General features: G+C 72.9%; 16 protein-coding genes. 9 read left to right on the top strand and 7 right to left on the bottom strand.

The window, feature by feature from the left end; all coding sequences use genetic code 11:
• The coding region (locus tag AB0C69_RS24445) for an antibiotic biosynthesis monooxygenase (RefSeq protein WP_360357284.1) at positions 1–266 on the bottom strand (266 nt) is incomplete at its 3' end.
• A 28-nt stretch (positions 267–294) separates the two neighbouring features.
• On the opposite strand from AB0C69_RS24445, the gene AB0C69_RS24450 reads away from it, so the two are divergent.
• The 7 genes from AB0C69_RS24450 (at position 295) to AB0C69_RS24480 (ending at position 5,918) form a co-directional block, all read left to right on the top strand.
• The gene (locus AB0C69_RS24450; protein ID WP_360357287.1) at positions 295–603 is read left to right on the top strand and encodes a DUF6703 family protein; all 309 of its coding nucleotides are present in this window, start codon (positions 295–297) and stop codon (positions 601–603) included.
• 32 nt (positions 604–635) lie between these two features.
• Entirely contained in the window at positions 636–1,586 is a 951-nt protein-coding gene (locus AB0C69_RS24455) for a metal ABC transporter substrate-binding protein (RefSeq protein ID WP_360357290.1), read from the top strand.
• 26 nt (positions 1,587–1,612) lie between these two features.
• Positions 1,613–2,299, top strand: a complete 687-nt coding sequence (locus AB0C69_RS24460; RefSeq protein ID WP_360357314.1) for a metal ABC transporter ATP-binding protein — start codon at positions 1,613–1,615, stop codon at positions 2,297–2,299.
• The gene (locus AB0C69_RS24465) at positions 2,296–3,198 is read left to right on the top strand and encodes a metal ABC transporter permease (protein ID WP_360357293.1); all 903 of its coding nucleotides are present in this window, start codon (positions 2,296–2,298) and stop codon (positions 3,196–3,198) included. Before AB0C69_RS24460 ends, AB0C69_RS24465 begins: the two co-directional genes overlap by 4 nt.
• Entirely contained in the window at positions 3,195–3,581 is a 387-nt protein-coding gene (locus AB0C69_RS24470) for a transcriptional repressor (protein WP_089312674.1), read from the top strand. The genes AB0C69_RS24465 and AB0C69_RS24470 overlap by 4 nt, the downstream gene beginning before the upstream one ends.
• 199 nt (positions 3,582–3,780) lie before the next feature.
• A complete protein-coding gene (locus AB0C69_RS24475; RefSeq protein WP_360357296.1) occupies positions 3,781–5,394 on the top strand; it encodes a M4 family metallopeptidase in 1,614 nt (537 codons plus the stop codon).
• A 98-nt stretch (positions 5,395–5,492) separates the two neighbouring features.
• The gene (locus AB0C69_RS24480) at positions 5,493–5,918 is read left to right on the top strand and encodes an OsmC family protein (RefSeq protein WP_360357298.1); all 426 of its coding nucleotides are present in this window, start codon (positions 5,493–5,495) and stop codon (positions 5,916–5,918) included.
• A 315-nt stretch (positions 5,919–6,233) separates the two neighbouring features.
• On the opposite strand, the gene AB0C69_RS24485 is transcribed toward AB0C69_RS24480, so the two are convergent.
• Together AB0C69_RS24485 and recO are read right to left on the bottom strand one after the other, a co-directional pair.
• Positions 6,234–7,040, bottom strand: a complete 807-nt coding sequence (locus tag AB0C69_RS24485; protein WP_360357300.1) for an isoprenyl transferase — start codon at positions 7,038–7,040, stop codon at positions 6,234–6,236.
• Entirely contained in the window at positions 7,037–7,801 is a 765-nt protein-coding gene (gene recO, locus AB0C69_RS24490) for a DNA repair protein RecO (RefSeq protein ID WP_345174442.1), read from the bottom strand. Before recO ends, AB0C69_RS24485 begins: the two co-directional genes overlap by 4 nt.
• A gap of 209 nt (positions 7,802–8,010) precedes the next feature.
• On the opposite strand from recO, the gene AB0C69_RS24495 reads away from it, so the two are divergent.
• Together AB0C69_RS24495 and AB0C69_RS24500 are read left to right on the top strand one after the other, a co-directional pair.
• A complete protein-coding gene (locus AB0C69_RS24495; protein ID WP_345174440.1) occupies positions 8,011–9,030 on the top strand; it encodes a M4 family metallopeptidase in 1,020 nt (339 codons plus the stop codon).
• A complete protein-coding gene (locus AB0C69_RS24500; protein WP_185023279.1) occupies positions 9,027–9,278 on the top strand; it encodes a protealysin inhibitor emfourin in 252 nt (83 codons plus the stop codon). Before AB0C69_RS24495 ends, AB0C69_RS24500 begins: the two co-directional genes overlap by 4 nt.
• A 57-nt stretch (positions 9,279–9,335) precedes the next feature.
• Here the strand turns inward: AB0C69_RS24500 and leuA are convergent, their stop codons facing one another.
• The 4 genes from leuA to AB0C69_RS24520 form a co-directional block, all read right to left on the bottom strand.
• Complete coding sequence (gene leuA / locus AB0C69_RS24505; RefSeq protein WP_360357303.1) at positions 9,336–11,063, bottom strand: 2-isopropylmalate synthase; 1,728 nt, start codon at positions 11,061–11,063, stop codon at positions 9,336–9,338.
• A 204-nt stretch (positions 11,064–11,267) separates the two neighbouring features.
• Positions 11,268–11,570, bottom strand: coding sequence for a hypothetical protein (locus AB0C69_RS24510; protein ID WP_360357305.1), 303 nt, complete (start codon positions 11,568–11,570; stop codon positions 11,268–11,270).
• Between the two features lie 234 nt (positions 11,571–11,804).
• Positions 11,805–12,473 (bottom strand): response regulator transcription factor, encoded by a 669-nt coding sequence (locus AB0C69_RS24515; protein ID WP_360357308.1) that lies wholly within the window; start codon positions 12,471–12,473, stop codon positions 11,805–11,807.
• The coding region (locus tag AB0C69_RS24520) for an ATP-binding protein (RefSeq protein WP_360357311.1) at positions 12,470–13,439 on the bottom strand (970 nt) is incomplete at its 5' end. The genes AB0C69_RS24520 and AB0C69_RS24515, both read right to left, overlap by 4 nt.

The following is a 13,439-nucleotide window of genomic DNA, read 5'->3' on the forward strand; positions in this document are numbered from 1 at the left end:
GCAGCACGGGTTCCGCCCGCTGGTGGTGGCCGAGGCCTGCGGCGACCGGGATCCCCGCCTGCACGAGGCGAACCTGCTGGACCTCGGCGTCCGGCGCCCTCCCACTCGGTGACGAGGGCCCACAGCCCGGGGTCGTCGACGGTCCGGGCGAGGCGGCCGGAGCGGAAGCCGGTGCTCGCGGCCAGGGCCTCCAGCACCGCGGTCATGCTCTCGGCGAAGCCGCCGGACTCCTCGTCCGGCACCCGGTACCGGGTTATCGCGATCATCCGTCCATCCTGGCAGTACGTTGGGCCTGTGGAGACGAGAGGTGAGCGGCCGACCGGGCTGCGGGCGGCCGTCGAGCGGCGCAGCGCGACGCCCGTGGTGTTCCTGCACCGGCTGCCGCGGTGGGTCCTGCTCGCCGCCGTGTTCGTGCTGCTGGTGATCGGCATGGCCGGAACCGGCTGGGTGGCCGCGGCCGGGCTGCTGGTGCTCGCCGCCGCGCTCGGCTGGTTCGCCTACCTGAACTGGCCCGCGCTGGACGGCTCGGGAAGGATCCTGCGCCTCGCCGCGCTGGCCGTCCTGGTGGGGTTCGCCCTGGGACGCGGCATCGGTCGGTTTTGACAACCGTTTTCATCTTCGTCCATAATCGCACCGTGCCCCCTCTCCGCGCAGCCCTGCGAACCGCGCCGGCCGCGGCGCTCGCCCTGGCCGGGTTCGCGGCGGGCCTGACGGCCTGCGCCGACGCCGGCGCCGACGTCCCGCCCGGCAGGACCGCGGTGGTGGCGTCCTTCTACCCGATGGCCTGGCTCGCCGGGAAGGTCGGCGGCGGCGACGTGTCCGTCCGGACGCTCACCAGGCCCGGGACCGAGCCGCACGACCTGGAGCTGACGGCGCGGCAGGTCGCGAACGTCCAGGACGCCGACTACGCCGTCTACGTCAAGGGCGTCCAGCCCGCCGTCGACGACGCGGTCCGCAAGCACGCGAAGGGCAGGTCGCTCGACGCCGCGAGCCTCGTGCCGAGGCTCTCCCCGCCCGGCGAGACCGACGACGAGGAGGCCCACGACGGCGTACGGCACCGCGAGGCGTCCTACGACCCGCACATCTGGCTCGACCCGAGCCGGATGGCGACCGTGGCCACCGCGCTGGGCGAGCGGCTGGCCGCCGCCGATCCCGCGTACGCGACCGGCTACCGTGAGCGCGCCCGGGCCACCGCGCAGGCGCTGACCGTCCTGGACCGGGAGTTCCAGGACGGTCTGCGGTCCTGCGCGCGCCGGGAGATCGTCACCGCGCACGCCGCGTTCGGCTACCTCGCGGACCGCTACCGGCTCCGGCAGATCCCGGTCGCGGGCGTGGACGCGTCCGGCGAGCCGTCCCCCAAGCGGCTGGCGGGGCTGGCGCGGCTCGTGTCCTCCACCGGCGCGACGACGGTCTTCACCGAGACCCTGGCCAGTCCGCGGGTGGCCGCGAGCCTGGCGCGGGAGGCGGGCGTGCGGACGGCCGTCCTCGACCCGGCCGAGGGCGCGCCGGAGGGGGCCTCCGGCGACTACATGACGATCATGCGAGAGAACCTGCGGACCCTGCGGCCCGCGCTGGAGTGCACATGAACGAGACCACCGCCGCGCCGTTCGCGATGACCGGCGGCCTCGTCCGGCGGGACGGCCGCGCGGTGCTCGCCGACGTCGACCTGCGGGTGGAGGCCGGCGACGTGCTCGCCGTCCTCGGTCCGAACGGGGCGGGCAAGTCCACGCTCGTCAAGGCGCTGCTCGGGCTCGTCCCGCTGGCCGCCGGCCGGACGGAGATCTTCGGCGAGCCGCCCGCGCGGTTCCGCAACTGGAGGCGCGTCGGGTACGTGCCGCAGCGGCTGCCGATGGGCGGCGGCGTGCCGGCGACGGTCCGCGAGATCGTGGCGTCCGGCCGGGTGGCCCGGCGGTCGCGCTGGCGGCCCGCACCGCTCGCCGACCGGGCGGCCGACCGGGCCGCCGTCGACCGCGCCCTGGAGACGGTCGGGCTCGCCGGGCGGGCCCGCGACTCGGCGCACCTGCTGTCGGGCGGCCAGCAGCAGCGGGTGCTGATCGCCCGCGCCCTCGCCGGCGAACCCGACGCCTTCGTGATGGACGAGCCGACCGCCGGCGTGGACGCGGGCAGCCAGGCGGCGCTCGCGTCGGCGCTGGACGAACTGGCACGCGCCGGGCGCACGGTCGTCCTCGTCGCGCACGAACTCGGGCCGATGGAGCCGCTCGTCACCCGCACGGTCGAGCTCGGGCACGGCCGCGTCGTCCGCGAGACCGCCCGGCAGACCCTCGAAAGGCCCGCGTGAGCGAGATGCTGCAGTACGACTTCATGCGCGTCGCCCTGGCCATGGCGGTGCTCATCGGGCTGACCGCCCCCGCCGTGGGGACGTTCGTGGTCCAGCGCCGGCTGTCCCTGCTCGGCGACGGCATCGGCCACATCGCGCTCACCGGCATCGGGCTGGGACTGCTCACCAGCACCTCCCCCGTCCTCGGGGCGCTGGTGGTGTCGGTGCTCGGCGCCGTCGCGATCGAGGTCCTGCGGGCGCGCAGCCGCAGCGGCGCGGACGCCGTGCTCGCCCTGCTGTTCTACGGCGGGCTGGCGGGCGGCGTCATCCTGACGAGCGTCGACGGCGGCGGCTCGGCGGGCCTGCAGTCGTACCTGTTCGGCTCGATCAGCAGCGTGACGGTGACCGACCTCTACGTCGTCGCGGGGCTCGCCGCGGTCGTGCTGGCGATCGTCGCGGTGTTCGGGCGCGAGCTGTTCCTGCTCTGCCAGGACGAGGAGGTCGCGCGGGCGGCCGGGCTGCCCGTCCGGTTCCTCAGCGTGCTCATCGCCGCGACCGCCGCGGTCACGGTGGTGATCTCGATGCGCGCGATCGGGCTGCTGCTCGTCAGCGCGCTGATGGTCGTCCCGGTGGCGGCGGCGCAGCAGCTCACACGGGGATTCTGGAGCACCATGCTGTCGGCGATGGGGATCGGTGTACTGTCGGCCGTGGCGGGGCTGGCGGGTTCCTTCCAGTACGATCTTCCCCCGGGCCCCTCGATCGTGTTGCTGGCGCTCGCGGTGTTCGTGGCCGCGGTCGCCGGGGGCTCGGTGGTGCGCCGCAGGCGCTCCCGTGCCGCGGCCGACGCCGTCACCGCGGGGGACGCCGGGCCCGGCGCCCCGCCACGCGTGGATGCCGAGGCGGAGGTGTTGAGGGGATGACGACGGCCCGCCGGGACGCGGTACGGCAGGTGCTGGCCGGCTGCGAGGGTTTCCGCAGCGCCCAGGACATCTACGCCGATCTGCGCGCCGACGGTTCCAAGATCGGCCTCACCACCGTCTACCGGGCGCTGCAGGCGCTCAGCGACGCGGGCGAGGTCGACGTGCTGCGCACCGACGAGGGCGAGGCCGTCTACCGCGCCTGCCGCACCGAGCAGCACCACCACCACCTGGTCTGCCGCGACTGCGGCCGGACGGTCGAGGTCGAGGGCCCGGCCGTGGAGCGCTGGGCCGACACGATCGCCGCCGAGCACGGCTTCGTCGACATCACCCACACCGTCGAGGTCTTCGGGACGTGCGCGAACTGCGCCGCGAAGCCGTCCTGAAGTCCCCGCAACCCCCGGGCCCGCAGGTCCGCCGCTGCTTGAAATCGGACAAGGCCGGTAATTCACACGCTCTGTAGGCGTTTCTTGGCAAATTGTTATATCTACTTCCCAGTAGCCCTATGTCATAAATGTCCCGTCGCCACGGCGGGCCCGACGGAGGGTCCTCGGGGGAGCGTGGCGCCCGCACGAGAGGGCGTTCATGACAAGACGGGCGTTCACCAGCCGAAGGATCTCGCTCCTGGCCTCGGCGACGTTGCTCGCGTCGGCCGCCACCGCGCTCCCCGCCTCCGCGCGGCAGCCGGCGTCACCACCGAGTCCGCGCGCCGCCGCCGAGCACGCGCTCCGGGCGCTCACCGGCCGCGCCGCCGAGGTGCGCGGCGGCGACGGGCAGGCGTTCCAGGTGGTCGGGGTCGGCATCGACCGCGACGGCACCTCGCACACCCGTATGACCCGCACCTACGACGGCCTGCCGGTCCTGGGCGGCGACATCATCGTCCACGAGACGGCGGCGGGGACGTGGCGCGGCACCAGCCTCACCCTCACCAAGGCGCCGTCGGACTCCAGCCCGGAGGTCTCCGCCAAGACCGCCCAGAAGCGCGCCGTCACCAAGAACCGCAAGGCCGACGGCTCCCCCGCGCTCGTCGTGGAGTCCCGCACCGCCGACCACGCGCCGCGCCTCGCCTGGCGCGTCCAGACGGTCGGGAAGAAGGCCGACGGGACGCCCAGCCGGGTCCTCACCTCCGTCGACGCCGCCACCGGCAAGGTGCTGCTGAACGAAGAGACGATCAAGACCGAGGCGGGCGACGGCAAGTCCCTCTACACCGGGACCGTCCCGCTCCAGACGACGCCGTCCGGCGGCGCCTACCAGCTGAAGGACCCGACGCGCGGCAACACCTACACCGGTGACGCCCAGAACGACACCGACCTCTGCTTCCTCAGCTGGTGCTTCCACCGCGCCCCCGCCACCCTGTTCACCGACGCCGACAACCACTGGGGCAGCGGCACGACGTCCGACCGCGCCACCGTCGCCGTCGACGCCCAGTTCGGCACCAACGAGACCTGGGACTTCTACAAGAACGTCTTCGGCCGCACCGGCATCGCGGGCGACGGCAAGGGGTCCTACAACCGCGTCCACTACGGCAGCGGCTACGCCAACGCCTTCTGGGACGACTCGTGCTTCTGCATGACCTACGGCGACGGCGACGGCAGCCAGCTCGGCCCGCTCACGTCCCTGGACGTGGCCGCGCACGAGATGAGCCACGGCGTCACCAGCTCCACCGCGAACCTCACCTACAGCGGGGAGTCCGGCGGGCTGAACGAGGCGACGTCCGACATCATGGCCGCCGCCGTGGAGTTCTACGCGAACAACTCCAACGACCTCGGCGACTACCTCGTGGGCGAGGAGGTCGTCCTGCCCGGCTTCGGCAAGCCCGCGCTGCGCTTCATGGACAAGCCCAGCAAGGACGGCAGCTCCGCCGACTCCTGGTCGACCAGCACCAAGAACCTCGACGTGCACTACTCCTCGGGTGTCGCCAACCACTTCTACTACCTGCTGTCCGAGGGCAGCGGCGCGAAGACGATCAACGGCGTCTCCTACAACAGCCCCACGTCCAACGGCTCCACGATCACCGGCATCGGCCGGGACGCCGCCACGAAGATCTGGTACCGGGCGCTGACCACGTACATGACGTCCTCGACCAACTACGCGGGGGCGCGCACCGCGACCCTGAACGCGGCCAGGGACCTCTACGGCGCGGGCAGCACCCAGTACAACACCGTCGCCGCGGCGTGGTCCGCGGTGAACGTCAACTAGTACCGATCCCGGCGGAACGCCCCGCACCGGTCCTCCGGCGCGGGGCGTTCCCGCGGTTCGGGTGATCCACCCGCCGCGCCATGGTGAAGAATCGGGGCATGGCTACGACACGCACCGCGAACGCGCATTGGGAAGGCTCTCTCCTGGACGGCCAGGGGACCGTCTCGCTGGACTCCTCCAAGCTCGGCACCTACGACGTGACCTGGGCGTCGCGGGCGGAGGAGCCCGGCGGCCGGACGAGCCCCGAGGAGCTCATCGCCGCCGCGCACTCCACCTGCTACTCGATGGCGCTCTCGCACGGCCTCGCCGGCGCCGGCACCCCGCCGGAGAAGGTCGACACCAAGGCCGAGGTCACCTTCCAGCCGGGCGAGGGCATCACCGGCATCCACTTGACCGTCCGGGCCAGCGTCCCCGGCCTGTCCGCGGCCGACTTCGAGAAGGCCGCCCAGACCGCCAAGGAAGGCTGCCCCGTCAGCAAGGCTCTGGCAGGAACCAAGATCACCCTCGACGCCGCTCTTGTCTAAGGCAGTGCCCTCCTCCTTCGGGCCCTGAGGGCCCTCCATCGTCGGGCACTGCGTGCGATCGCTGCATCGCTCCGACTCGCCTGGCGGCTCGCTGCGCGATCAGTTTCTTGCTTCGCTCGAAACTGCCTTCGGACGCGATCGCGACCGGTGAGGTCGTCGCGTGGTTGCGGCGGTGGCTGGGCCCGGTGGGCTCGTTGGCCGGGCGGGCCCGGTCCACCCGGGCGCCTGGATGAGCCGGAGGAGAGTGGTCTCGCACCAGCGATCACACGCGGTCGGGGGTGGGGCGGCGCCCCACCCCCGGCCGCAAGACCGCAGTCAGGCGCTCCCAGGCGCCTGACCCAGAACAACCGCATTAGGCACAGCTCCTCCGTAGCGGCGGTCTCGGGATGCGTAGAGCTCGCAGGCGTGCCAGAGGTGGCGGCGGTCGAAGTCCGGCCAGAGGGTGTCGAGGAACACCATCTCGGCGTAGGCGGACTGCCAGAGCAGGAAGTTGGACGTGCGCTGCTCCCCGGATGAGCGCAGGAACAGGTCGACATCGGGGATGCCGGGTTCGTCCAGGTAGCGGGCGAAGACCTTCTCGTTGATCTTGCCGGGGTCGAGGCGCCCGTCGCGGACGTCCCGGGCGATCGCCGCGGCCGCGTCGGCGATCTCGGCGCGGCCCCCGTAGTTCACGCAGAACTGCAGGGTGAGGACGTCGTTGTCGCGCGTCATCTCCTCGGCCGTCTCCAGCTCCTTGATGACGCTGCGCCACAGCCGGGGCCGGCGGCCCGCCCAGCGCACCCGCACGCCCATCGAGTGGAGCTGGTCGCGGCGGCGGCGGATCACGTCCCGGTTGAAGCCCATGAGGAAGCGCACCTCGTCGGGCGAGCGCTTCCAGTTCTCGGTGGAGAACGCGTACGCCGACAGGTAGGGGACGCCGAGCTCGATCGCGCCCATGATCACGTCGAAGAGCGAGTCCTCGCCGCGCTTGTGCCCCTCGGTGCGCGGCAGGCCGCGCTCCTTGGCCCAGCGGCCGTTGCCGTCCATGACGATGGCGATGTGCCGCGGCACCAGGTCGGCGGGGATCGGGGGCGGGGTGGCGCCGTCCCGGTGCGGTTCCGGCGGCGATACGGCCCTGCTCAAACTCTCTCCCTATCGGTGTCGTCGTCGCGCGTCTCGCGCTCCACATGGCGCAGGGAACGGATCCCGTGCTCCAGATGCCACTGCAGGTAGGCGGCGACCAGGCCGCTGGTCTCCATCCGGTGGCGCTGCTCGCTGCCGTCGGCGTACTCCCAGTCGCCGCGCAGCAGCGCCAGCATCAGCGCGAACGTCGGCGGCGCCGGAGTCGCGGCGCCCGGCTGGCGGCAGCCGGCGCACACCGCGCCGCCCGCCGCGATGGCGAATCCGCGCAGCCCGCCGCGGTTGCCGCACCGGCAGCACTCGTCGAGCGCGGGCGCCCAGCCCGCGACCGACAGCGAGCGCAGCAGGTAGGCGTCCAGGACGAGCCGGGGGTCGTGGGCGCGCTCGGCGAGCGTGCGCAGCCCGCCGACCAGCAGCAGGAACTGCCGCAGCGCGGGCTCGCCCTCCTCGCTGGTGAGCTTCTCCGCGGTCTCCAGCATCGCCGTCCCCGCCGTGTAGCGGGGGTAGTCGGTGACCAGAGCCTCCCCGTAGGGGCGCAGGGTCTCGGCCTGCGTGATCAGGTCGAGGGAGCGCCGCTCGTACAGCTGCAGGTCCACGTGCGTGAACGGCTCCAGCCGCGCGCCGAACCGGGATCTGGTCTTGCGGACCCCCTTCGCCGCGGCGCGGATCCGGCCGGTCCGCCGGGTCAGCACCGTGACGATGCGATCGGCCTCGCCCAGCTTCTGGGTGCGCAGGACGATGCCTTCGTCGCGGTACAGGGTCACCCGTTCATTCTGACGCACGCCGCCCGATGCCTCGGTGCGCCGGGGGCATCTCCCCAGGATCTTCACAAGTCGCACAGCGACCCCGCTGCGCGGCGAGCCGAACACGCAACGTGACCGGATTCGGCCGTAGCGGTCCCCCGAAAGTCATGGCCGGAAGCACGGGCACCTGGCAGCGTTGTGGCATGAGATGCCACATCGTGCCACCGCACATGCTGGAACGGATCGCCCGCGATGCCGATGACCCGGCCATACGCGGCCGTGCCCGCCGTACGCTGGCGCTCACCTCCGCCCAGTTCACCGAGCGGCGGACGGCCGCGGCCGGGGCCCCCTCCCCGTCCGAGGACTTCGTCCCCGACCGGACGATCAACGACGCCGAGCACCGCGAGGACCTGCCCGGCCGCAAGGTGCGGGCCGAGGGAGCCCCGGCCACCGGCGACCCGACCGCCGACCGGGCCTACGACTGGCTGGGAGCGACCTTCGACTTCTTCGAGGCCGTGTACCGGCGCGACTCGATCGACGGCGCGGGCCTTCCGATGGTCTCGACCGTCCACTACGGCGACGGGTACGACAACGCCTTCTGGAACGGCGAGCAGATGGTGTACGGCGACGGCGACGGCGTCCTGTTCACCGACTTCACCGCGCCCCTCGACGTCACCGGGCACGAGCTCGTCCACGGCGTCACCCAGTACACGGCGAACCTGGAGTACTACGGCCAGTCCGGCGCGCTCAACGAGTCGGTGTCCGACGTGTTCGGCTCGCTCGTCAAGCAGTGGCATCTCGGCCACAGCGCCGACCGGGCCGACTGGCTCATCGGGCAGGGGCTGCTCGCGCCGGGCGTCAGCGGCGTCGCGCTCCGCTCCATGAAGGCGCCCGGCACCGCCTATGACGACCCGCAGCTCGGCAAGGACCCGCAGCCCGGCCACATGGACCACTACGTCGAGACCTACCGCGACAACGGCGGCGTCCACATCAACTCGGGGATCCCCAACCACGCCTTCTACCTGGCCGCCACCGCCATCGGCGGCAACGCCTGGGAGAAGGCCGGACGCATCTGGTACGACACGCTCACGGGCGGCTCCCTCGCCGCCGACGTCGACTTCGCCGGCTTCGCCGCCGCGACGGTCCGGGCCGCCACCGCGCTGTACGGGGCCGGGACCGCCGAGACCGAGGCAGTGAATCGGGCCTGGACGGGGGTAGGCGTCTCCTTGGAGGCGAACGAGACGCAGTGAAGGTGACAGTCGTCCGCAGCGGCGGGTTTGCGGGGATCGAGCGGCGCGCCGAGTCCGACAGCGCCAGCGATCCCATGCTGTCCAGGCTCGTCGGCCGCGTCGATCTGAAGAGCGTGCCGCCGCCGGGCCGAATCCCTGACCAGTTCCTGTACGAAATCGACATCGACGGCGACCGGACCACCGTCGGTGAGGCCCAGCTCCACGGGCCCCTTCGCGAACTGGTCCACCACGTCCTCGGTCGCATCTGACCGTTTAGTCTCGGGTTCAGGAGGCCGGAAGCACCTGAACCCGAGACAGCCGGCCGCTCAGCTCCCCTGCGCCCGCGCAACCCGGTTGACGGCCGACAGCATCGCCTTGAGGGACGCGGTGACGATGTTGCCGTCGATGCCGACGCCCCACACCGTCGTGCCCTCGCCGTCGCCGAACCGCACGTCGCACTCGACGTAGGCGGCGGCGCGCGCGTCGCCGCCCGCGCTCATCGCGTGCTCGGCGTAGTCCAGCACCCGGACGTTGATCCCGACCGCGGTGAGCGCGTCCTCGAACGCCGAGACGGGGCCGTTGCCGACGCCCTCGATCTCGCGGATCTCGCCGTCCACGCGGACGTCGCAGCTGAGCGCGTCCTTCTCGTCCACCCGGGACGTCGTGCGGTGCGCCAGCAGCCCGGCGCGCGGGCCGTTGGCGAGGAACTCCGCCTCGAAGATCTCCCACATGCGCTCGGCCGTGACCTCGCCGCCCTCGCTGTCGGTGTGCTCCTGCACGACCCGGGAGAACTCGATCTGGAGCCGGCGCGGCAGCTCCAGCGCGTGCTCGGTCTTCATGATGTAGGCGACGCCGCCCTTGCCGGACTGGCTGTTCACCCGGATCACGGCCTCGTACGTCCGGCCGACGTCGTGCGGGTCGATCGGCAGGTACGGGACCTCCCACCCGTACTGCTCCACCGGCACGCCCGCGGCCTCGGCGTCGCGGCGCAGGTGCTCGAAGCCCTTGTTGATGGCGTCCTGGTGGGAGCCGGAGAACGCGGTGTAGACCAGGTCGCCGCCGTAGGGGTGCCGCTCGTGCACGGGCAGCTGGTTGCAGTACTCGACCGTGCGGCGGATCTCGTCGATGCCGGAGAAGTCGATCTGCGGGTCGACGCCCTGGGTGAACAGGTTCAGGCCGAGGGTGACCAGGCACACGTTGCCGGTGCGCTCGCCGTTGCCGAACAGGCAGCCCTCGATGCGGTCGGCGCCCGCCATGTAGCCGAGCTCGGCGGCGGCGACGGCCGTCCCGTGGTCGTTGTGGGGGTGCAGCGACAGGATGACGGAGTCGCGGTAGGCCAGGTTCCGGCTCATCCACTCGATCTGGTCGGCGTAGACGTTCGGGGTGGCCATCTCCACCGTCGCCGGCAGGTTCACGATGACCTTCCGGTCAGGCGTCGGCCGCCACACGTCGTTGACGGCGTTGCAGACCTCCACGGCGTACTCCAGCTCCGTGCCGGTGAACGACTCGGGCGAGTACTGGAAGTAGATCTCGGTGTCGCCCATGTCCTCGGCGAGCTTGGCGCACAGCTTCGCGCCCTCCACCGCGATCGCGGTGATGCCGTCCCTGTCCTGCCCGAACACCACGCGACGCTGGAGCGTGCTGGTCGAGTTGTAGAGGTGGACGATGGCCCGCCTGGCGCCGCGTACCGCCTCGAAGGTCCGCTCGATCAGTTCGGGGCGGGCCTGCGTCAGCACCTGGACGACGACGTCATCGGGGATCCGGTCCTCCTCGATGATCTGCCGGACGAAGTCGAAGTCGGTCTGGCTGGCCGCCGGGAACCCGACCTCGATCTCCTTGTAGCCCATCCGCACCAGCAGCTCGAACATCTTGAGCTTGCGGTGGGAGTCCATCGGGTCGATCAGCGCCTGGTTGCCGTCGCGCAGGTCGACCGCGCACCACCGGGGAGCCTCGGTGATCACCTGGTCCGGCCAGGTCCGGTCGGGCAGCCTGACGGGCGCGAACGGCTTGTAGCGCTGGAAGGGCATGCCGGAAGTCTGCTGTTGCGGATACATCCGTTGAGTTCTCTCTGCTCGAACCTCACGGCCGACGTCCACGGCGAAGCCCCGCAGCGAGGGAGCCGGCCTGGTTACGGGGCCCCGCTGCGGCCGCTAAGGAGGAGCAGCTCACGCAACACGTCCGCCAAGTTAACAGATGCCATCCGCGTTACGGAAACCGACGTCCGGATGCTGAGACGTCCTGCCCGGCCCGCGGTCCCCCTACGGTCCGGGGACGAGCACGGAGAGGCAGGTCACGCAGCCGTCGAGCGCCTCGAACTCGCTGATGTCGACGCTCGTGACGCGCAGCCCGTCGGCCGCCAGCCGGGCGGCCGTGCGCGGGGCGGACGCCGCCATGAGGACGTGGTCGGGCCCGAGCACCACCACGTGGGCGCCCTCCGGCTCCGGCGCGACCCGCAGACACGGCAGCACCGCGGTGTCCACCATCTCCGGGACGCCGATGAGGCCGCCGTCCGGCAGCGCGGTCATCGCCGACTTCAGGTGCAGGCAGCCGCGGACGTCCACCGGGACGACCCTCCGGCCGCCCAGCAGGCGCGCCAGCTGGCAGATGCCCTCCTCGTTCGTCCGCGTGGGCCGGAGGAGGGTCGTGCGCGGTGGGCCGGTTCCTGACGAAAATCCAGGCCGGAGGGGTGGTGTCCGGCCGGTGTGCGGGTCCTCCTCCGCTGCCCAGCGCCGCCCGGGACGGCCGGACGGGAGGAACACGCTTGGGGTCCGGGGCGCACGCGCACCGCGCCGGGGTCAGGCGGGGTCGTCGGTGCCGTCGACGAGGCCGGCCTGGTAGGCCAGCACGGCGGCCTGCACGCGGTTGCGGACGTCCAGGCGGGTCAGGATCGCGCTGACGTAGGCCTTCACGGTTCCCTCGACGATGTGGAGGCGGCCGGCGATCTCGGCGTTGGACAGGCCCGCGCCGAGCAGCGCCAGCACCTGGCGCTCGCGGGGGGTGAGCCCGGTGATGCGGCGGCGGGCGCGGGCGCGGCCGTCCAGGCGCCCGCCGCCGATCTGGGTGATGACGCGGTGGGCGACCTTCGGGGACAGGTAGGCGGCGCCGCCGGCGACGGCGCGGACCCCGGCGATGAGCTCGCGGGGGTCGCCGGACTTGAGCAGGAAGCCGCTGGCGCCGCCGGCCAGGGCGCGGGCGATGTACTCGTCCTCGCCGAAGGTGGTGAGCATGACGACGCCGGTGGCGGGGGCCAGGCGGCGCAGTTCGGCGGCGGCGGCCAGGCCGTCCAGGCGCGGCATGCGGATGTCCAGGAGCGCGACCGCGGGGCGGTGCCGCAGGACCAGGTCGACGGCTTCGCGCCCGTCGCTGGCCTCGGCGACGACCTCGATGCCGGGGTCGGCGGTCAGGATGGCGCGCACGCCCGCGCGGATCATCGCCTCGTCGTCGGCGAGCAGGGCCCGGATCACTGGTCCTCCTGGTCGTGGGCGCGCTGGGCGCTCAGCTGGCGGGTGTCGTAGGTGTCCTTGGCGATGAGGCGGCCGCCGGCGAAGCACAGCCGGTAGACGCGGCCGACGCCGAGGACGTTGGCGTCGGGCCGGTAGTAGCGGCAGTCGGCGCCGGGGGGTTCGGGGACGGCGGCGCGGACGGTGCCGGTGTCGAGGGTCTGCATGGGCGGCAGGACCCGCTCGGCGCGGTTCTGCGGGTCGCCGACGGCCAGTGCCCCGTAGTCGGCGGGCTCCAGGACGGAGTTGAGGGTGGCGAAGACGTAGTAGCCGGCCATGACCGCGCCGAGGACGGCCATGAGGGCGGTGGGGGCGGCGATCGCGGTGATCAGGCCGCGGCGGACCCGGCGGCGCCCGCGGGCCAGGTGCCGAGCCGATTCGGAGTGCCACTCCCCCGCGGGCGCGGCCGCTCCGGGGGCCAGCCCGAGGGCGGTGCGCAGCGCGTCCCGCGCGGTCGGCCTGGCAGGAGCCCGGTCGGCGGCCGGGTCGGCGGCCGGGTCCGGGGCGGCGGGGATGTCGGCGGTGACGCGGAAGCCGCCGGCCTGGGTGGGCGCGGCGTGCAGGGTCCCGCCCAGCAGGCGGACGCGGTCGGTGAGGCCGGCCAGGCCGCGGCCGCCGGAGGGCAGCAGCGGAGGCCCGTCCGGCGGTCCGTCCGGCGGCGGGTCGTTGGCGACCGTGACGGTGGTCCCGCCGTTGCCGTTGCGGGCGAGGGCGACGGTGACGGCGGCGCCGGGGGCGTGCTTGGCGGCGTTGGTGATGGCCTCCTGCACGACGCGGTGGGCGGTGAGCGCGGCCATCGGCCCGAGCCCGGCGTCGCCGTCGTGGGGGTCGCCGGTGAGGCGGACGGGGACGCCGGAGGCGCGGGCGCGGTCGACCAGGTCGGGGATGCTCTCGCGAGCGGGCCGCAGCGGCGTCGCCGGGGCGCCCCCC

Origin of the sequence: Actinomadura sp. NPDC048032, from assembly GCF_040653175.1 — a bacterium.
Taxonomy (GTDB): domain Bacteria; phylum Actinomycetota; class Actinomycetes; order Streptosporangiales; family Streptosporangiaceae; genus Spirillospora; species Spirillospora verrucosospora.

Excerpts from the sequence above, each read along its gene's own strand:
- AB0C69_RS24460 (WP_360357314.1), top strand. The coding sequence starts at position 1,613 with ATGACCGGCGGCCTCGTCCGGCGGGACGGCCGCGCGGTGCTCGCCGAC.
- AB0C69_RS24470 (WP_089312674.1), top strand. The coding sequence starts at position 3,195 with ATGACGACGGCCCGCCGGGACGCGGTACGGCAGGTGCTGGCCGGCTGC.
- AB0C69_RS24475 (WP_360357296.1), top strand. The coding sequence starts at position 3,781 with ATGACAAGACGGGCGTTCACCAGCCGAAGGATCTCGCTCCTGGCCTCG.
- AB0C69_RS24480 (WP_360357298.1), top strand. The coding sequence starts at position 5,493 with ATGGCTACGACACGCACCGCGAACGCGCATTGGGAAGGCTCTCTCCTG.
- AB0C69_RS24495 (WP_345174440.1), top strand. The coding sequence starts at position 8,011 with ATGCTGGAACGGATCGCCCGCGATGCCGATGACCCGGCCATACGCGGC.
- leuA (WP_360357303.1), bottom strand. The coding sequence starts at position 11,063 with ATGTATCCGCAACAGCAGACTTCCGGCATGCCCTTCCAGCGCTACAAG.